The organism is Flammeovirga kamogawensis, assembly GCF_018736065.1.
GTDB classification, from domain to species: domain Bacteria; phylum Bacteroidota; class Bacteroidia; order Cytophagales; family Flammeovirgaceae; genus Flammeovirga; species Flammeovirga kamogawensis.
In genome coordinates this window covers 3,394,118-3,413,136 of record NZ_CP076128.1, presented here as the reverse complement: position 1 = coordinate 3,413,136, position 19,019 = coordinate 3,394,118, and the positions used below count along the sequence as shown (strand labels likewise).

The following is a 19,019-nucleotide window of genomic DNA, read 5'->3' as shown; positions in this document are numbered from 1 at the left end:
TCCTAACACTTTAGAAAGTCGGGAATGTTCTAAGCAGAACGCTTAACATTACCCTTTATCTCTTTTGAGATTACTTTTGCTGTTTTCTTTTGATCTACCGCGATCATTACTGGAAAACCTGTTGCTGTCATAGTGACAATCATCTTTTTGTTATTTTTCATAATTTCTAAAATTTAATTATTTGGTTGTTTTAATTACGATTGGAAAGCCTGTTGCTGTCATCGTTACGATTGTGTTTTCTCTGTTTTTCATAATTTTTAAAATTTTAATTATTTAGTTGTTTTAATTACAATTGGAAAGCCTGTTGCTGTCATTGTTACGATTGTGTTTTCTCTGTTTTTCATTGTCTTAAGTTTTAATATTTAAATTTTGTTTTCATTATTATTACACGACAAAGGTGGGATAAAGTTTCGAATTATTATAGGGCATTTATACAATTAAAGTCAAAATGAACAAAATATTAAAAGAGTACATTTATACACTTTATTATATTTTATTCTGTTTTGACTTTGTTTTTTGATATAAAAGTATGGAAGTGTATTTACATCTTTTCTTAGAACATCATAAGTGTCTAAGGATACACTTCTAGTTTATTTCAACATTAAATAATTGTTAAAGATTTTATTTATTCAATTTGATGCAATTTTCACCTATTTTGTTGATTTAAAAGCCAATATATTCTTAGCCATATTAGGAAAAACAAACAGGTGAAAAGGAAAAACTATATACCAATACAATCTCCCCCAAATACCCAAAGGTCGGAATGTAGCCTTTTGTTCTAGCCATTGTTCTCCATTTTTATCTTTAATTCGAAACTCTAGCCATGCTTCTCCTGGTAGTTTCATTTCAGCAAATAGTAATAATCGCTGGTGCTTTTTATCAGCAAGAATAACTCTCCAAAAGTCTAAGGCCTCTCCTGTTTTTAATTCTGTCGGACTTCTTCTACCTCTTCTTAAACCAACTCCTCCAACCATTTTATCCATTACACCTCTAATACGCCATAACCATGTTCCATAATACCAACCCCTATCTCCGCCAATTGCCCAAATATTATCAACAACTTCTGTATTAGGACGATCAAACTTAAATCGACGCATATCTACAAAGCAACCGTGTTTAGGAACTTGTATTAAGTCTAAAAAGTCTTCTCTAATTGGTCCTATTATAGATTCCTTCCAACTAGATACCACTTCATTTTGAGCAATTCGCTGGAAAGCCATATCTAAAGCTTCTTCATAAGAATATAATCTTACAGGTACTATTTCTTGAATATCACTATTCTCACAAATAACCTCATTCCCCATACTTTCTACTAAACTTCTAGCTAAAGTGTAAGTAGTTGATGTTACAAAGTATAACCAATAAGAAGATAAGTTTGGTGTGAATACAGGAACAACAAATATCTTTCTATATAAATTTCGGGCTTTAGCAAAACGAAGTAACATCTGTTTATAATCAAGAATATCTTTACCTCCAATATCAAACACTTTATTATAAGCTTCTTCCTTATGAATTACTCCAATTAAGTAATCCATTACATTTCTAATAGCAATTGGTTGACACCTCGTTTTTAACCACTTTGGCGCTATCATTACTGGTAATTTCTCTACTAAGTCTCTGATGATCTCAAAAGATGCACTACCAGAGCCAATAATAATTGCAGCTCTTAATACCGTTAATGGCACACCAGACTCTCTTAATCTATCTTCTACAGATAACCTAGATTTCAGATGTCTTGAAAGTTGTTTTGAATTTGCAATACCACCAAGATATATGGTTTGTTGGCAGGTTGTTGTTTTTATATAATCTCGGAAATTGGTTGCTGCTTTTTCTTCGAGTGTTTCAAATGAAGAAAATGAGTTACTCATAGAATGCACTAAGTAATATGCTAAATCTATATCTTGTGGTAAATTAGTAAGTGACTTACCTTCCAATAAGTCTCCTTTTACAACAGTAACATTACTTAAAAAAGATTCATCAAAATCTTCATAATCAAATCTTCTTGGGTCTCTACATACGCAAACAACATGATGTCCATTTTTTACTAAAAGAGGTAATAGTCTCCTTCCTATATAGCCTGTAGATCCTGTAAGTAATATTTTCATAAGTAAGTAATTTGGGTGTAATGCAAGTAATGTAATCAATAGTATAGGCATACATTAATAGTTTAACAACAAATAAGGAGTATGAATTGTTACATAGTCTTTATTATAGATAAGAATTCTATTGTATTACACTACTTTTACTTCTAAATTGATAGAAATAAACTACTACTAGTAAACTCAATTAAACAATTCTATTGCACTGTAAGCAAATTACCTAGTAGTAAAAATTAAGTACAACTCTCATCAATTAAGCTAACAAGACCCGTAAATTTATCTCTCAAACATTTATTAAGAGTTTTTACAGCTTTTTCTTCAACAAATTATGAAAGTTAACCGTTAAATTTGTTTGATAGCAAACAAATAAAAAAATTAGATAAAACTCATTTATATATAAAATAATATTACTACCGTGTCAGCATTAGAATCAATAAAAAAATTACAAGATCAGATCTCTAAATCTATTATAGGTCAAGAGCAAGTCGTTAATCGCATTATTGCTTGTCTTATTTCAGATGGTAACCTTTTATTAGAAGGGCTTCCTGGATTAGCCAAAACACGAGCAATCAATAGTTTGGCTCAAAACATGGATTTAGGATTAAGTAGAGTTCAATTTACTCCCGATCTACTTCCTTCTGATATTACAGGTACAGAAATATACCAAAGCTCAGGAGAAGAAAATTTCATTTTTCAAAAAGGACCTATTTTCAATAATTTGATTTTGGCCGATGAAATTAACCGTGCTCCTGCAAAAGTTCAATCTGCATTATTAGAAGCAATGCAAGAACGTCAAGTTACTGTTGCTGGTACTACGTATAAGTTACCTCAACCTTTCTTTGTAATGGCTACGCAAAACCCAATAGAGCAAGAAGGTACCTATCCTTTACCTGAGGCACAAATGGATAGATTTTTAATGCATGTTATTGTAGATTATCCATCGGAAGCTGCAGAACTAGAAGTTTTAAGGTTAGTTAGAAGCGAAGAAAAAGCGGAAGAAAAAAAAGAAAAGAAAGATGTTCAAAAGCTTCCTAAAGAAATTGTTTTTGATGCTCGTGCAGAAGTACAAGAAGTTCACGTTTCGGAAGCTATCGAAAAATATATTGTTGCACTTGTTTATGCTACAAGAACACCAGAAAAATATAGCGAAGATTTAGCAAAATGGATAGATGTTGGATGTTCTCCTCGTGCTACCATTGCTCTTGATAAAGTTGCTAGAGTTCAAGCTTGGCTAAACGGTAGAGATTTTGTAAAACCAGAAGATATTCAGGCAGTAATAAAAGATATTTTTAGACACAGAATTGTAACAAGTTTTGAGGCAAATGCTTTAGGTATTACTAAAGAGCAAATTATTGATGAGTTAATTAGTAAAGTAGCTGTAGCTTAATTTAAAAACCATGAGCAAAACTAAAAATGAAAATTATGAGTCGGCTTATGTTACCTTAAAGGAGTTACACGGTTTACAATTTGAAGCTTCTGGCTTTAGTTTCTTACCAAAATATAAAGTTCAATCACTTCTAGCTGGTAGACATAAATCTGCTATGAGAGGTAGAGGCTTAGACTTTAAAGAGGTAAGACAATATGTACCTGGAGATGATATTAGAAATATTGACTGGAAAGTTACAGCTCGAACTCAAAAAACGCATACAAAGGTATTTTCTGAAGAAAGAGAACGCCCTGTTTTATTGGTTGTAGATCAGTCTTCCTCTATGTTTTTTGGTACTCAAGAGTATTTAAAATCAACAATTTCAGCTCAATTGGCTGCTTTAGGTGCTTGGAGAACTGTAGATATTGGAGACCGTGTTGGTGCATTTGTATTTAATGATTCAGAATATAAAAATATTCATCCACAAAGAAGTACAACTGCTATTTTATCGATGCTAAAAACTATAGAGGTTTTTAATAATCAATTGAATGCTCACCAACCTCCAAAATCAAAAAGTTTAATTCTTGATAATGTTCTATCAAAAGTTCGGAGTACTGTAACTCATGATTATTTAATTATAATTATGTCAGACTTAAGAGGGATAACTGATAAGTCCATACATCACATCTTCAATTTAAAAAGACAAAACGATGTCATCATTTTTCATATTGAAGATGAATGGGAAAAAGAATTACCATTAAGAGCGTTATCAATTTCTAATAGTGATAAACAGGTATCGATTGCTTCTGGTATGAAAAAAACACGTGCAAAGTTTCAAAAAGTATTTGCTTCTGAAAAAGAAATGCTAAATGATCAATTTGCAGAATATGGTATTCCAATGTTGACTTTCAACACCTCTCAGAAGGCAAGTATTCAGATGAGAGACGCATTAAAAGATCAATAAAATGGCACTTCAAGATTCCCTTCAAATACTAAAAGATTCAACGCAATTAGCCAACGAGGTTTTAGATTTCATTCCTCCAAAACAAGTTGACATGAGTCCTTCTGCACCGGGTTGGTATCTACTCGGAGGCATCATCATTTTGGTCTTGTTAATTGTAGCGATTCGTCAATACATTCATTATTTACAAAATAAATACAGACGTACCGCTATTCATGAAATTAATTCTGTAGTAAAAGAAAGTGCTTCGTTACAAGAACAAGTGTATAAAATTAATATTGTTTTAAAAAGAGTGGCAATTACAACCTTTGATCGTTCTACAGTTGCTCACTTAAGTGGCAACGAATGGATTAATTTCTTAAACGATCATACAAAGCAAAAATTATTTAAAGATAAAGAAGCTGATTTACTTATTAATGGTGCTTATATGAAAGCATCAGAAAGTACTAATTCTACGCTATCATCTTTAGGACAATTATCAATTAAATGGATTAAAAATCATGTATGAGATAGCTTATCCGTGGATGTTTTTCTTACTTCCACTTCCGTTGCTTGTCTGGTGGCTAATCCCTGCGTTCAAGCAGAAAAAAGACGCTTTATATTATCCTAAGTTTGATGAGTTAACTCAAGCTACTGGATTAAAACCTCAAAAAAGTGCTACAATTTTAAAAAGACGTTGGTTTCAATATGTCATCAACTTTATAATTTGGGTATGTATTGTTGCTGCAATGTCAAACCCACAATACATTGGTAAACCTGCCAAAAAAGTAAAAAATGCTCGTAATATGTTAGTTGCTGCTGATATCTCTATGAGTATGAACACTAAAGATTGGCATGATAAAGACGGTAACCGTATTTCAAGATGGAAAGCCGTACAAAATGTTTTAAACGAATTTATTGAAAAAAGAGAAGGTGACCGTATTGGTTTAATGCTTTTTGGAAGCGATGTATTTGCCTTACCATTTACACCCGATTTAGATATTATAAAACATACAATTGATGAAACTGGTATTGGAATGGCTGGACATAAAACAGCTATTGGTAATGCTATAGCACTATCAACGCAAGTTTTTGAAGCTGATTCTATAAAACAAAAAGTAATGATTCTCCTAACTGATGGTCAGGACAGTGGTAGTGAAATAGTGCCAATTACAGCATCTAATATGGCTGCTGATGATAGTATTAAAATTTATACCATTGGTATTGGCACTAAAGAATCTTCTCAATATGAATTAGATGATAAAACACTAACCAAAATAGCCAAAAATACTGGGGGTGAATATTTTAATGCAGGTAATTTAGAAGAATTGAATACTATTTATGATAAACTAAATGAAATGGAACCAATACAATTTGAAGATGAAGGTTACAGACCAACTCGCTTATTGTTTTACATTCCGTTAGAAGTTGGGTTAGGTATTGCACTAGTTTTTCAATTTTTAAGTATTGCAGTAAACTTTATCGGATCCTTAAAAAGAAAGAAATCATGAAAAAGTTTGATACATTTTTCGAGGGCTTCTCTACAAACTTCCATTTCATAAGACCTGAATGGTTATGGGCATTAATTCCAATTGGATTATTGTTTATAATTTCTTGGGTTTCTATTAGAGAATCTGATAACTGGAAGAAGCTTGTAAACCCTAAATTACTTCCTTTACTATTAATTAAAGGAAATAAAAAAGGATCATGGCTACCCAAAATGCTCATGATAGTTTCTCTTTCTTTAATTGTAATTTGTATTGCTGGTCCTTCTTGGAAACGAGTTGATAAACCAGGTAATCAAACTGAAGCTAAGGTTGTAGTTATTCTAGATTTATCTCGTTCAATGCTCGCAAAAGACATAGGACCTAGTAGATTAGAAAGAGCTAAGATGAAGATTAAAGATTACTTAAAAATAAATAAGGGAGTAGAAACTTCTTTAATAGTTTTTGCGGGTACAGCACATGAGGCACTTCCTCCTACAAAAGATTACAAAACGTTTGAAACTACTTTAGAAGCTTTATCTCCTTATTCAATGCCTCTTTATGGTTCTAACCTACCTGAGGCATTAAAGCTGTCGGATAAGATTATTTCAAAAACTGAAGCTCCTTGTTTTGTTTGGGTACTCACTGATGACATACAAGCAATAGATGTACAAAGTTTAGGGCAAAGAGGTGCTACAAAAGATACTTACAGTTTAACAATACTTGGTACCCCTCAAGGGGCAAATGTCCCACTTTACGGAAACCGTTTATTAAAAGATAAAAAAGGAAAGTTGGTAAAAGTTGCTCTAAATACTACTCAATTACAAAATGCTTTAGCTATCCCTAATGTAAATCTTCTTCCTTTTACCTTGGATAAAACTGATATTGAATTATTTACAAAAAACATTCAAGACAATTTAGTATTTACTAAAGACAGTAAAAAAGCAGAAGAAGATTGGGTTGACTTTGGCTATTATATCTCTTTTTTAGCAGCTTTTTTAATGCTTTTCTGGTTTAGAAAAGGCCTATTAATTCAATGGACATGGATATTACTTTTACCTTTCTTTTTTATTAGTTGTGATTCTATTGATCAACTACCAAATGATAACATAACTGTTGAAGATTTATTTTGGACAAGAGACCAACAAGCGCAAAAAAAATTAGAAAAAGGTGATACACTAGCAGCTGCTTCTACATTTAAAGATAAATCACAAGCTGGGTATGCCTATAGTATTAGTGGCGATTATGAAAAAGCAGCCGATGCTTATGCACAAGATATTACCGCAGATAATATGTATAATTTAGGTGTATCTCAAGCTAAGCTTGGTAATTGGGAAGCTGCTCAAAAAGCTTTTCAAATGGCGCTAGATATTAATCCTGAATTTAAACAAGCAGAAAAAAACCTTTCAATCGCAAAAGAACAAATGCGAATGATAAATATCAATATGTCTGATGAAAGTAACATCAATAAAGACAAAGTGATGAAAGGAAAAAAATACGAACCAGAAGCTGGAGAGGAAGAACAAAAATCTGCTCAACATTCTGATAGAAAAGCAGAGGGAGAATCAGAAAAAATCCAAGAGATGGGAGAAAAAGAAGTAAATCCATCAATGGAAGAATTATTAAAAATGCAATTTTCTGAAACAAAGGAGCAATCTAAAGCAAGCATGATCAGACAGGTTAAATTAGACCCTAAAATGTATCTGAAAAAGAAATTCCTTTATCAGTACCTTACTGATGAAGATCAACCTAAAAAATCTGATAAGTCATGGTAAAGAAATTAACCCTATCACTTCTCGTATCTTTTTGGGCGATAAATGTTTTTGCTCAAAGCAAAGCAAACTTGTTTACATCTACAATAATTAATAAAAAAGAAGTAGTTGTAGGACAACCCTTTAAAGTTAAACTATCCATATATACCACAACATGGTTTTCTGATGGTGTAAATTTTGAAGACTTTCAATTACCAAATGCGTTAATGATAAAAGACGGTAGAGGTGTTCCAAATTCACTAAATATAGGGAAATACCAATATTCTGGAGTTGAACAAACCTATTGGGTATTTCCTTTCACTCCAGGTAAAAATGTATTCCCTTCTTTAGAATTACATGTTTCTACTCCAGACCCAGGTGATTTTAAAGGAAAACCTCATACCATTCACACTAAAGAAAAATCTATTAATGTAACTCCACCTCCTGTTGGTGAGGATCCAAAAACATGGTTAGTAGCTAGCAGTGTTCGTATTTCTGACACATGGAACAAAGATCTCTCTAAGGTTCAAGTAGGTGATGTTTTAAAAAGAACAGTTCGTATTACTGCTGGTAATACTTTAGGTCCAATGATTCCTATTCGTGAATATGATTCATTAAGTTGGGCCGGTATTTATCCAGAACACCCTATAAATAGTAATTACAATCAAGACAATTACATTTCAGGTACTCAAAAGCAAGTAATTACTTATTTAGTACAAGAAGCTGGGGAGTTTAAAGTTCCAGGAATTACAGTACGTTATTATAATCCGTACACAAAAAAATCAAAAGATATAAAAAGTAAAGATCGTAAAATTAGTATAGAGGAAAACCCTAATTTGAGTATGCTTCAATCGCTTCAAGATAGCTTAAACAAATTAAATCAAGTTCCTGAAGAATTGAATAATGCTCCTCAAAAAACTTGGAGAGATTATGTTCCAAAGCAATGGAAAGCTATACTTGTTGGTCTGTTTGCACTTTGGTTATGCTATAAAATTAGACCTATAAAACGAATAAAGAAGAAGCTAGAAGCTATTCGTTCCACATCTACTTATATAGAAAAACAAGCATTTAACAAATTAGAATCTGCTATTAAAAATGGGAAAGTTGATGTTAGTATTCAACGATTTTATCAATGGATAAATACCTTACCAAATCAAAGTGTAAGTGATTATAGAGAATCTTTATATCATGTTTTACTCAATTACACATTATGTGATTTGATAGCAGAAATGTCTGATATTAAATATAAGAACGGAAACAACACTATATCAAAACCGTTAATCAAAAAATTGATAAACCAATTAGCTTGGGATAGAAAAATAATCTTACAAGAGAAAAAGAAAGAGAGTTTTAGTAAACGGAAAACTGTTGATCTAAAAGAGTTAAATCCTTAAAAATATAAAATCAAGTCTGTGGTGAAAATCATAGGCTTTTTTTTGTATCAAAATGAGAGTTGATGATTATAATAAAAGGCAGTAAATTGGGCAAAACTATTCAACTTTATAAGCCAAACATATGACACTATATAAGTATAATTATTCAGATAAAGAAATCACTATTCTTAAGAAACAGACTTTACATTTTATATTAAAAAATTCAATACCTCTCTTTATTATATCTATTCTAATATTTGTTTTTTTATCTCCTCAAGGCAATAAAGAGCTTTTTTGGCTAGTATTCTATTTATTATTTTTGATAATACACCTAAAAGTCTCTCTAGATACAATAGACAATACAATTAAGAATGTTAGTTATTATTATGATCAATCTATGCTAATTCAAATGTATAAAAACAAAGTAACTAAACACTTATATTTTGATACAATAAATGAATTTCAAATCGATAAAAGTCATTCTTTAATTTTACATAGTTCATCTACCTCCGAAACTATTATTCTACTCGATAAAATTGAAATCAAAAGTAGCTTACAAAAGAAATTAAAACAGTCAGTAAATAGTCATCAAAGCAAAAATATTACAGCTAAATTATTAGGAAAAAATGTATACTATTCAATTTGTTATATGGCTTTTTTTAATCATTTCATTACTGATAATTCAATACTTACTGCAATATTTTTCATGATAATGCCTACTTATATTGCTTACCTTTTCATCCAATATTTTTTAATAAAAGGGAAATCTGAAATCAATAGTCAATTAGAAGAAAAACTTCTTGTAAAAGAAAAAGGCAAACAGTAAAATTACCATTTGCCTCTCTTAATGATCTGAAAGTTATTCTAACTTCTAGGGAAGGTATGTTTCTTTTCGTATTCAGAATAATAGAATTTTGTATTTCTGAACAAGCTAAAGTTAAGAGATACATAAAATACATTACCTGAAATTTGATTATAACTCAAATCAGTTCCAACCATATTCTTTTGATTAGCACCCCAAGATGAGTTAAAATAATCATTTAGATAATATTTAAACTTAAGATTTGTTCCATAAGGGAATTGGACTCCAAACATTAAGCTATGCTGGAAATTAACACGATCAGTAAACCAAACAGAGAATTTATCTTCTTTGCGTTCTGATACAAAAGTCTTCTCCTTGTACTGAAAGGGCATTTCAAATTCATAACCAGCATAGAAAAATAACCCGTGTAAATTTCCTACTTTAAAACCAATAGGAATACCAAAATTATATGTTCTTACTTTCTTACGTACTGGGCTTTTCAGTCCGTTAGCATCTGCTGTAATATGCTCTGAGGGCACATCAAATATCATCCCTACGTTTCTAATAGAAAAACCAGAATACAACCCAAAGTGAGGACTAAAGTCTGCATTAAAAACGGTTTGCCAGTTAAATACTGGAGCAAAACGCATTACGCCACTGTTAATTTCTTGTCCGTCTATTTGTAACCCTGTAGTTCCAGAAAATATAACTTCTAAACCACCAGTTACATAATAATCTGTTTTTTTCTGTTGTTTATCTTGAGCTGAAATACTTCCAACAAAAGTGATAAATGAGCAGCTAAACAGTATAAAAAATTTTCGTAAATCAAGCATATAAATTGGAGAATTAATTTGAGAGTAAAAATGCGAAATTTTATTAAGGAATAACATTTATATGATAATAGATCCAAAAAAAAATCAATATCTATATAATAGACAGTGAAAAAAAAAGATAGTTGCACGTCTTTATAATTTATTTTATTTCTCTATATATCAACACTATAGTTTTAATTAAATAGCATTAACAGTAAAATTAAACTATGATAACATACTCATAACAAATTGTTTACATTAAATCGTGGAATTGATGTAAATAATTAATACCTTTGCCATCTGTAAAATTTTTGCATTCGAGAATTAATAGTATCGAACGTTAGACGCATTTAAATTAATTGGTAAATGCCTACTATTCAACAACTTGTTAGAAAGGGAAGAAAAAAGATTGTTCAAAAATCAAAATCTCCCGCATTAGATTCATGCCCTCAACGTAGAGGAGTATGTACAAGAGTTTACACTACAACGCCTAAGAAGCCTAACTCGGCTATGCGTAAAGTAGCAAGGGTTCGTTTGACTAACGGTAAGGAAGTCAACGCTTATATCCCAGGTGAAGGACACAACTTGCAAGAGCACTCGATCGTATTGATCCGTGGTGGTCGTATCAAGGATCTTCCTGGTGTGAGATATCACATCGTTCGTGGAGCATTAGATACTGCTGGTGTAGAAGGTCGTGGTCAACGTCGTTCTAAGTACGGTACTAAACGTCCTAAGGCTGCTAAATAATTTAGCAGTTTAAAATTTAAAAAGTCCAAGTCCTGAAGTAAAGACATTTACTTGTCAGTAAGGACATCTCTAAACTTGTTTATCATTTAAAGAAATGAGAAAGGCAAAACCTAAAAAGCGTTACGTATTACCAGATCCTAAATTTGGTGATACTATGGTAACAAAATTCGTTAACAACTTAATGGTTGACGGAAAGAAAAGTATTGCATACAGCATTTTCTACAACGCGTTAGAAATTGTTGAGCAAAAGCTATCAAAAGAAGGCGAATCTATTGACGCATTAGATATCTGGAAAAAAGGTCTATCTAATGTAATGCCAACTGTCGAAGTGAAAGCTCGTCGTGTTGGTGGAGCTACATTCCAAGTGCCAATCGAGGTACGTCCGGATCGTAAGCAGTCTTTAGGTATGAAATGGATGATTACAATGTCTCGTAAGCGTAACGAACGTACTATGAAAGAACGTTTAGCTAACGAAATCATTGCTGCTTCTCGTGGAGAGGGTGCTGCAGTGAAGAAAAAAGACGATACTCACCGTATGGCCGAAGCAAACAAAGCATTTTCACACTTTAGATTCTAATAATCCGTGGCTAAGAAAATCCATCTTTCGCACCAAAGGAATATCGGTATCATGGCTCACATTGATGCTGGTAAAACTACGACTACAGAGCGTATCCTTTACTACACTGGTAAATCTCACAAAATTGGTGAGGTACATGACGGAGCTGCAACAATGGACTGGATGGAGCAAGAGCAAGAACGTGGTATCACTATTACGTCTGCTGCTACAACCACTACATGGAACTACCCTACTGAACAAGGTAAGGTAACTCCAGCTTCAGAAGAGTACAAAGTAAACATTATTGACACACCTGGTCACGTTGACTTCACAGTAGAAGTTGCGCGTTCATTACGTGTTCTTGATGGTGCTGTAGCTCTTTTCTGTGCTGTATCTGGTGTTGAACCTCAATCAGAAACTGTATGGCGTCAAGCTGACGATTACAAGGTACCTCGTATCTGTTTCGTTAACAAAATGGACCGTGCAGGTGCAGACTTCTTAAAAGCTGTTAAGACAATTGAAGAGAAACTTGGTGCTACACCAGTTCCTTTACAATTACCTATCGGTGCTGAAGAAGGATTCAGAGGTGTTGTTGACTTGATTACAAACGAAGCTATCGTTTGGAATGATGCTGACCAAGGATTTACTTATGAAGTAATCGACATCCCTGCTGATATGGTAGACGAAGTTGCTGAGTGGAGAGAAAACCTTATTGAGGCTGTTTCTACTCACAACGAAGAGTTGATGGAGAAATTCTTTGAAGATCCTGATTCTATTACTGCTGATGAAGTACGTGTTGCAGTTCGTAAGGCTGTTATGAACATGGAATTCTCTCCAGTAATGTGTGGTTCAGCATTTAAAAACAAAGGTGTTCAAGCATTACTTGACGCTGTATGTTCTTACTTGCCATCACCATTGGATTTACCTGATACAATTGGTACTAACCCTGAAACAGGTGAAGAAGAAACTCGTAAAGCGGATGCTTCAGATAAATTCTCAGCGTTAGCATTTAAGATCGCAACTGACCCATTCGTAGGTCGTTTGTGTTTCATGCGTGCTTACTCTGGTACTTTAGAAGCTGGTTCGTATGTATTGAACATGCGTACTGGTAAAAAAGAGCGTATCTCTCGTTTGATGCAAATGCACTCTAACAAACAAAACCCAATCCCTCAAGTGGAAGCAGGTGATATTTGTGCTGGTGTAGGTTTCAAAGACATCAAAACTGGTGATACTCTTGTTGAACTTGGTGCTCCAATCGTATTGGAAGAAATGGTATTCCCAGAGCCGGTAATCGGTATTTCTATCGAGCCTAAAACTAAGGCCGATGTAGATAAATTGGGTATGTCTATCGCTAAGCTTGTAGAAGAAGATCCTACTTTAACTGTAGAAACTAACCACGAAACTGGCCAGACTATCCTTAAAGGTATGGGAGAACTTCACTTAGAGATCATCATCGACCGTTTGAAGCGTGAATTTGGCGTGGAAATCAACGAAGGTGCTCCTCAAGTAGCTTACCGTGAGGCAATCAAATCTTCTACTGAACACCGTGAGGTTTACAAGAAACAAACTGGTGGTAAAGGTAAATTTGGTGATATCCAATTCGAATTAGGACCTGCTGAGCCTGATGAGGATGGTACTATTAAGCCAGGTTTACAATTCGTCAATGATATTAAAGGTGGTGTTATTCCAAGAGAATTCATCCCTGCAGTTCAAAAAGGATTCGAAGCTTCTATGGAAAACGGCGCTCTTGCTGGTTACCCAATTGATGCTATGCGCGTTCGTTTATTCTACGGTTCTTTCCACGATGTCGATTCAGATGCTTTAGCATTCGAATTAGCGGCAAAACTTGGATTCAAAGCTGCAGCTAAACAATGTACGCCGATCATTCTTGAGCCTATCATGGATGTTTCAGTAATTACTCCAGATGAATATACTGGTTCAGTTATCGGTGATATCAACAAACGTCGTGGTCTTCCGAAAGGACAAGAGATCTCTAACGGTGCTGTTGTAATCAAAGCTGATGTACCTTTATCAGAATTATTTGGTTATGTGACTGACCTTCGTACGATCACTTCTGGTCGTGCATCTGCAACATTAACTTTCTCTGAGTACAAAGAAGTACCAAGAAACGTTGCTGAAGCGGTTATCGCAGAAGCTAAGAAGTAATTAAATATTGTCAATAATCATAAATTTCTGAACCTACAACGGTAGGTTCAGAGTTTATGTTATATATAATCAGTTAGTGGACGGCTAACAATCTTAAAAAAAGATATGACACAAAAAATCAGAATCAAGCTTAAGTCTTACGACCATAACTTAGTAGATAAATCTGCTGGTAAAATCGTTGAAGCAGTTAAGAAAACAGACGCTGTAGTTGCAGGTCCTGTACCTCTTCCTACAAAGAAAGAAAAATTCACAGTTCTTCGTTCTCCACACGTTAACAAGAAAGCTCGTGAGCAATTCCAACTTTGTACTTACAAGCGTTTGATTGACATCTTCTCGTCTTCTCCAAAGACTGTTGATGCTTTAATGAAGCTTGACCTTCCAAGTGGTGTTGATGTTGAAATCAAAGTTTGATAGAAACTTCTTCATTGGATAAAAAAAACTCCTACTTTTAATTAAGTAGGAGTTTTTTTTATACTAGAGGTTATTTTTGATAAGCTTTAATTATTTCATTTCAGAAAGAATAACCTTTTCACCTGCTAATACAAAATCTAATTTCAGATAATTACAGATTTCCTTCATAGCACTATTTACATTATCATCACGAAATACCCCTGTGAATTCTTTACCTGTAAAATCTATAGAATGATTTATTGTAACTCCGTATTGTTTTTCAAAATCAGAAAAAACCATCTCAACATTAGCCAATTCATATTTAAAAACACCTTTTGTCCACAACGTATGATGTAGATGAGATGTTATTGGTTGCGGTAAATTTGTTCCAAACGATGAAATCATATCTTTTTGATTCAACGTTTTAAATAAATTTGGCTCATCTTTAGATGATCTATAATTAATATCTTTCGATCCAATATTTGTAAGTTGATAAATAAAGTTATCATCTCTTATATCAAAATTACTTGAAGGATGAGCCTTAATAACACTACGCTTTGTCTTAATTTCAAAAACTTTACCACCATCTTCTAAAGGTGAAATATTAAATTGTGCATGTCCATCTAAATATATTTGCCCATCAAATGGAATACTCAAATATTTAATATTAGATCCTTTTTTTAAAAACGCAACAGAGCCATCTGGAAATGTATATTCTAAAGTACCATCAGAAGGATTAATACTATGAATACCATTCGAAAAAAAATACAGAGCATATAAGCCTACAAAAACTCCTAATACTGCTGCTGCAATATTTATATGTTTTTTTTGAAAGAAAGTTAGTACTCTACTTTTCTCTTCTTTATTATCAGTTATTGATTTCTGAATAGAATCCCATGCTTGATTAGAAGAAATGTTAGAATTTGGAATACTTTTTTGATTAAGTGTTGTAGAAATTTTATTTAATAATATCTCGTCCGGATCAGAATTTTTCTCTTCTGAAACCTTACTCCCATCACTAAATTTACGAATTCCTTTTTTTACAAAGTCATCGTGTTCCTCTCCAGTCATGTATAATTCTTTTTTGAGTGTGTAGTATCAATAACTAAATATTAACAGTCATTAATAATACAACAGTAATTGATTTAACCCTACCTGTAACGTTAAGTTTTATTCACATTTAGCAAATAGATATTAAATTAAACGAATAATCTCATCCGTCTTTATTTAGTTTAAAATTAATAATTGTAAATTGTAATATCACTTTTTAGTAAAAAAAAGACGCAAAGAAAACATATTTTTTTATGAATGATGTATGGTTCCAACTAATCCATAACTTTCAATACTACCTATGGTGGTGGGTTGGCGGTTTTTTTATTTTTACAATAGTACTATGGGTCTATATTTATTTTCCTTTTGAAAAAAAGAAACCTATTAGTGATCAAGAATTAGATGACCTTTTCGATGATTTAAAACAATCTAAAGAAAGTGTACTTCATGTACTTGAGAACTATCAAGAAATTATAGATAATAAAAATAAGGAACTCAAAGACTTTGATGAGAAAATTGAAGAAAGAGAAAACCACCTTTTATTAATATCTGAATTACCAGAAGAAATTGAATTAGAAATTAAATTAAAAGAACGAAAACATAATCAAAAAATGCTTCTATTCGGTATCATTACCGGACTTGTTGTGGGGGCATTAGGTATGTGGTGTTTTATTAATTGGGAACAGATCTTTCAGAAAATACTTTAAAACTCACATCTATATATTTCTGAGTAAGCAAGTAATCAAATTAAACTAACATTAAAAATGGCAAAAAAAACAATCATTGTCTCAAATCGACTACCTGTAACTGTTAATAAAAACGCTGATAACTCTCTAAGTTTTCATCCAAGTTCTGGAGGGTTAGCAACTGGGTTAAGCACAACTTATAAACAAGGTGGAAACCTCTGGATAGGTTGGCCAGGAACATATGATCATGATCAGAAAGAACAAGAGCATATTGCCAAAGAGCTTAAAAAAGATAATATGGCACCTGTATTTCTTACAAAAAATGAAGTAAAGAAATTTTATGAAGGGTATTCAAATAAAACACTTTGGCCATTATTTCATTATTTTACAGAATATGCAACTTATGAGTTAGATCTCTGGGATGCTTATGTACATGTAAACCAATTATTTTGTAACGCTATTTTAGACCATGCAGAACCTGAAGATACAATTTGGGTACATGACTATCAGTTACTACTTCTACCAGGAATGTTAAGAGATGCGTTACCTAATGCTACAATAGGTTTCTTTCAACATATCCCATTTCCTTCTTACGAGATTTTCCGTTTACTGCCTTGGCGTAAAGAAACACTTGATGGCGTATTAGGAGCTGACTTAATTGGCTTTCATACTTACGATGATATGAGACACTTTTTAAGCTCAGTAAATAGGTTATTAGGTTATGATAGCTCACTTGGGTTAGTAAAAGTAAAAAACAGACTTGTATCTGTTGATGCTTTCCCAATGGGTATTGATTACGATAAGTTTGAACAAGCAGCAGATTCCTCTAAAACTAAGCAAAAAGTAATTGCTTATGGAGACCTTCTTAGTAAAAACAAATCAATTCTTTCTATTGATAGACTTGACTATAGCAAAGGTATAAAACATAGACTACTCGGTTTCGATAAGTTTTTATCTCGTTACCCTGAATACCAAGGGGTAGTTTCATTAATACTTCTTGTGGTACCATCAAGAGACAAGGTGGACCAATACCAGCACTTAAAAGAAGAAATTGATACTTTAGTTGGTAAAGTAAATGGTAAGTACAGTAGAATGAATTGGTCTCCTATTCATTACTTCTATAGATCTTTTAGTTTTGAAGGCTTATCTGCTCTTTATAAAGCTTCTGACGTAGCTCTAGTTACTCCATTAAGAGATGGCATGAACCTCGTTTGTAAAGAATATGTAGCAAGTAAAACAGACCAACAAGGAGTACTTATTCTAAGTGAAATGGCAGGTGCTGCTAAAGAACTTTCGGAAGCTATTCTTATTAACCCTAATGATGAAAATCAAATTGTAGACGCTCTCTATTCTGCACTTACTATGCCTGAAGAGGAACAACGTAGTCGTATGAAAGAAATGCAGAAAAAAGTAAGACGATACAATGTTCATAGATGGGTTGAAATATTTATGAATCAACTAGATAATATCAAAGAAAGACAAACTGCAATGAACATGCGTTTATTGCCTGCAAAATCACAAAAAAGAATGTTAGAAAAATATACCAACGCTCAAAATAGAATTATATTTTTAGATTATGATGGTACGCTAAAAGGCTTTGCGGCAGACCCTCAATCCGTATCTCCAGATCAAGAATTAAAAGAGATAATGACTAATCTAACTTCTGATCCTAAAAATAGAGTTGTTATTATTAGTGGTAGAGATAAAGAAACTCTAGAAGCATGGTTTGAAGGCTTTAAAGTAGATATTATAGCAGAACATGGTATTTGGCTTAGAAGAGGTGATGCTGACTTTGAAATGATTGATAATCTAAATTCTGATTGGAAATCAAAAATTAGCAGAATGCTTGACCGTTATGTTGATCGTACTCCAGGATCATTTGTTGAAGAGAAAGCCTTCTCTATTGCATGGCATTATAGAAAAGCAGATGCAGATTTTGGAGATTTAAGAGCAAGAGAACTTGTTGGAAACTTAAACTACCTTGTTTCTAACATGAACTTACAAGTAATGCACGGAAATAAAGTTGTTGAAGTAAAAAGCCAAGATGTCAACAAAGGTAAGGCTGCACTTAAATTCCTTTCTGATGACAAATATGACTTTGTATTTGCCGCTGGCGATGATGTTACTGATGAAGATACATTCCTTGCTTTACCAAAGAAGTCTTATACAATTAAAGTAGGTTTAGGAGCATCAGCTGCTAGATACAACTTAAAGACAGTTTCTGATGTAAGACAACTATTAACTGACTTTAATAATACAGAGAAATAATCTCTAATTTTTACATACAAAAAGAGCCTCTTCTAAATTATTTCAGAAGAGGCTTTTTTATTTAGTTATAAACGTTAAAAACCATATTTATAAATCAGCTTCTAACCTTTTGATAAATTGAGAGAATAATAGGTCTAATAATATTAAAAAATGAAATTTTGTATTTTTCTAAGATTAAAAAATAAACCCGAATGATAAAAAAGAGTTCATAAAAAAAAGAAAAATACGTTAATTAAATGTGATAATCATAACCTTGAACAGGAGAACCCGTTAAGTTATAATGTAATCAACATAAAGATAATGTCAGATGAATAGATGATAATATCAGATGAATAGAAGAAAAGAGAAGAGGAGTTGATTAGGTAGTAATTCAGTTAATCAATGTCAGATGAATAGATTGAAAAGACTGTTTACAAATAGATATGAAAAAATATTTTACTAAAAAATTCTATTTATATAGGTGATAGTAAATATTCAAAATATAAGTTTAGCGAAATGAACAGATTGAAGAGGAGTTGGAGTAACCCTT

At 32.6% G+C, this 19,019-nt stretch carries 16 protein-coding genes; 13 read left to right on the top strand and 3 right to left on the bottom strand.

Translation table 11 applies throughout. The annotated features are described in order from the left end of the window. Positions 1–650: 650 nt before the first annotated feature. Positions 651–2,105 carry an SDR family oxidoreductase gene (locus tag KM029_RS13615; RefSeq protein ID WP_144073782.1) on the bottom strand — a complete coding sequence of 485 codons (1,455 nt, stop codon included), beginning with the start codon at positions 2,103–2,105 and terminating at the stop codon, positions 651–653. 409 nt (positions 2,106–2,514) lie between these two features. Here KM029_RS13615 and KM029_RS13610 point away from each other — a divergent pair, with 409 nt between their 5' ends. The 7 genes from KM029_RS13610 (at position 2,515) to KM029_RS13580 (ending at position 9,839) form a co-directional block, all read left to right on the top strand. Continuing rightward, the gene (locus tag KM029_RS13610) at positions 2,515–3,486 is read left to right on the top strand and encodes an AAA family ATPase (RefSeq protein ID WP_144073781.1); all 972 of its coding nucleotides are present in this window, start codon (positions 2,515–2,517) and stop codon (positions 3,484–3,486) included. 10 nt (positions 3,487–3,496) lie between these two features. Further along, positions 3,497–4,429 carry a DUF58 domain-containing protein gene (locus KM029_RS13605; RefSeq protein WP_144073780.1) on the top strand — a complete coding sequence of 311 codons (933 nt, stop codon included), beginning with the start codon at positions 3,497–3,499 and terminating at the stop codon, positions 4,427–4,429. Position 4,430: 1 nt separating this feature from the next. Further along, positions 4,431–4,934: a DUF4381 domain-containing protein gene (locus tag KM029_RS13600; RefSeq protein WP_144073779.1), complete on the top strand. Its 504-nt coding sequence runs from the start codon at positions 4,431–4,433 to the stop codon at positions 4,932–4,934. Next, positions 4,927–5,916, top strand: coding sequence for a VWA domain-containing protein (locus KM029_RS13595; protein WP_144073778.1), 990 nt, complete (start codon positions 4,927–4,929; stop codon positions 5,914–5,916). The genes KM029_RS13600 and KM029_RS13595 overlap by 8 nt, the downstream gene beginning before the upstream one ends. Next, complete coding sequence (locus tag KM029_RS13590) at positions 5,913–7,664, top strand: VWA domain-containing protein (RefSeq protein ID WP_144073777.1); 1,752 nt, start codon at positions 5,913–5,915, stop codon at positions 7,662–7,664. The genes KM029_RS13595 and KM029_RS13590 overlap by 4 nt, the downstream gene beginning before the upstream one ends. Beyond that, positions 7,658–9,034 carry a BatD family protein gene (locus KM029_RS13585; protein ID WP_144073776.1) on the top strand — a complete coding sequence of 459 codons (1,377 nt, stop codon included), beginning with the start codon at positions 7,658–7,660 and terminating at the stop codon, positions 9,032–9,034. The genes KM029_RS13590 and KM029_RS13585 overlap by 7 nt, the downstream gene beginning before the upstream one ends. Before the next feature lie 121 nt (positions 9,035–9,155). Beyond that, complete coding sequence (locus tag KM029_RS13580) at positions 9,156–9,839, top strand: hypothetical protein (RefSeq protein WP_144073775.1); 684 nt, start codon at positions 9,156–9,158, stop codon at positions 9,837–9,839. Between the two features lie 38 nt (positions 9,840–9,877). Here KM029_RS13580 and KM029_RS13575 read toward each other — a convergent pair whose 3' ends face one another. After that, the gene (locus KM029_RS13575; protein WP_144073774.1) at positions 9,878–10,648 is read right to left on the bottom strand and encodes a hypothetical protein; all 771 of its coding nucleotides are present in this window, start codon (positions 10,646–10,648) and stop codon (positions 9,878–9,880) included. Positions 10,649–10,993: 345 nt separating this feature from the next. Between KM029_RS13575 and rpsL the strand changes: the two genes are divergently transcribed. From rpsL to rpsJ, 4 genes are all read left to right on the top strand, one after another. Next, on the top strand, positions 10,994–11,374 hold the full coding sequence (rpsL, locus tag KM029_RS13570; RefSeq protein ID WP_126616490.1) for a 30S ribosomal protein S12: 381 nt from the start codon (positions 10,994–10,996) through the stop codon (positions 11,372–11,374). 94 nt (positions 11,375–11,468) lie between these two features. Further along, entirely contained in the window at positions 11,469–11,951 is a 483-nt protein-coding gene (rpsG, locus tag KM029_RS13565; protein WP_144073773.1) for a 30S ribosomal protein S7, read from the top strand. Between the two features lie 6 nt (positions 11,952–11,957). Next, positions 11,958–14,096, top strand: a complete 2,139-nt coding sequence (gene fusA / locus KM029_RS13560) for an elongation factor G (protein ID WP_144073772.1) — start codon at positions 11,958–11,960, stop codon at positions 14,094–14,096. A gap of 105 nt (positions 14,097–14,201) precedes the next feature. Then, on the top strand, positions 14,202–14,507 hold the full coding sequence (gene rpsJ, locus KM029_RS13555) for a 30S ribosomal protein S10 (RefSeq protein ID WP_126616497.1): 306 nt from the start codon (positions 14,202–14,204) through the stop codon (positions 14,505–14,507). Positions 14,508–14,597: 90 nt separating this feature from the next. Here the strand turns inward: rpsJ and KM029_RS13550 are convergent, their stop codons facing one another. Then, complete coding sequence (locus tag KM029_RS13550) at positions 14,598–15,557, bottom strand: FecR domain-containing protein (protein ID WP_144073771.1); 960 nt, start codon at positions 15,555–15,557, stop codon at positions 14,598–14,600. 233 nt (positions 15,558–15,790) lie between these two features. Between KM029_RS13550 and KM029_RS13545 the strand changes: the two genes are divergently transcribed. Continuing rightward, positions 15,791–16,243, top strand: a complete 453-nt coding sequence (locus tag KM029_RS13545) for a hypothetical protein (protein WP_144073770.1) — start codon at positions 15,791–15,793, stop codon at positions 16,241–16,243. Between the two features lie 57 nt (positions 16,244–16,300). Further along, complete coding sequence (locus KM029_RS13540; protein WP_144073769.1) at positions 16,301–18,490, top strand: bifunctional alpha,alpha-trehalose-phosphate synthase (UDP-forming)/trehalose-phosphatase; 2,190 nt, start codon at positions 16,301–16,303, stop codon at positions 18,488–18,490. Positions 18,491–19,019 lie beyond the last annotated feature (529 nt).

Excerpts from the sequence above, each read along its gene's own strand:
- rpsL (WP_126616490.1), top strand. The coding sequence starts at position 10,994 with ATGCCTACTATTCAACAACTTGTTAGAAAGGGAAGAAAAAAGATTGTT.
- KM029_RS13550 (WP_144073771.1), bottom strand. The coding sequence starts at position 15,557 with ATGACTGGAGAGGAACACGATGACTTTGTAAAAAAAGGAATTCGTAAA.
- rpsJ (WP_126616497.1), top strand. The coding sequence starts at position 14,202 with ATGACACAAAAAATCAGAATCAAGCTTAAGTCTTACGACCATAACTTA.
- KM029_RS13615 (WP_144073782.1), bottom strand. The coding sequence starts at position 2,105 with ATGAAAATATTACTTACAGGATCTACAGGCTATATAGGAAGGAGACTA.
- KM029_RS13585 (WP_144073776.1), top strand. The coding sequence starts at position 7,658 with ATGGTAAAGAAATTAACCCTATCACTTCTCGTATCTTTTTGGGCGATA.
- KM029_RS13575 (WP_144073774.1), bottom strand. The coding sequence starts at position 10,648 with ATGCTTGATTTACGAAAATTTTTTATACTGTTTAGCTGCTCATTTATC.
- KM029_RS13590 (WP_144073777.1), top strand. The coding sequence starts at position 5,913 with ATGAAAAAGTTTGATACATTTTTCGAGGGCTTCTCTACAAACTTCCAT.
- KM029_RS13580 (WP_144073775.1), top strand. The coding sequence starts at position 9,156 with ATGACACTATATAAGTATAATTATTCAGATAAAGAAATCACTATTCTT.
- KM029_RS13540 (WP_144073769.1), top strand. The coding sequence starts at position 16,301 with ATGGCAAAAAAAACAATCATTGTCTCAAATCGACTACCTGTAACTGTT.
- KM029_RS13600 (WP_144073779.1), top strand. The coding sequence starts at position 4,431 with ATGGCACTTCAAGATTCCCTTCAAATACTAAAAGATTCAACGCAATTA.
- KM029_RS13545 (WP_144073770.1), top strand. The coding sequence starts at position 15,791 with ATGAATGATGTATGGTTCCAACTAATCCATAACTTTCAATACTACCTA.
- rpsG (WP_144073773.1), top strand. The coding sequence starts at position 11,469 with ATGAGAAAGGCAAAACCTAAAAAGCGTTACGTATTACCAGATCCTAAA.
- KM029_RS13595 (WP_144073778.1), top strand. The coding sequence starts at position 4,927 with ATGTATGAGATAGCTTATCCGTGGATGTTTTTCTTACTTCCACTTCCG.
- KM029_RS13605 (WP_144073780.1), top strand. The coding sequence starts at position 3,497 with ATGAGCAAAACTAAAAATGAAAATTATGAGTCGGCTTATGTTACCTTA.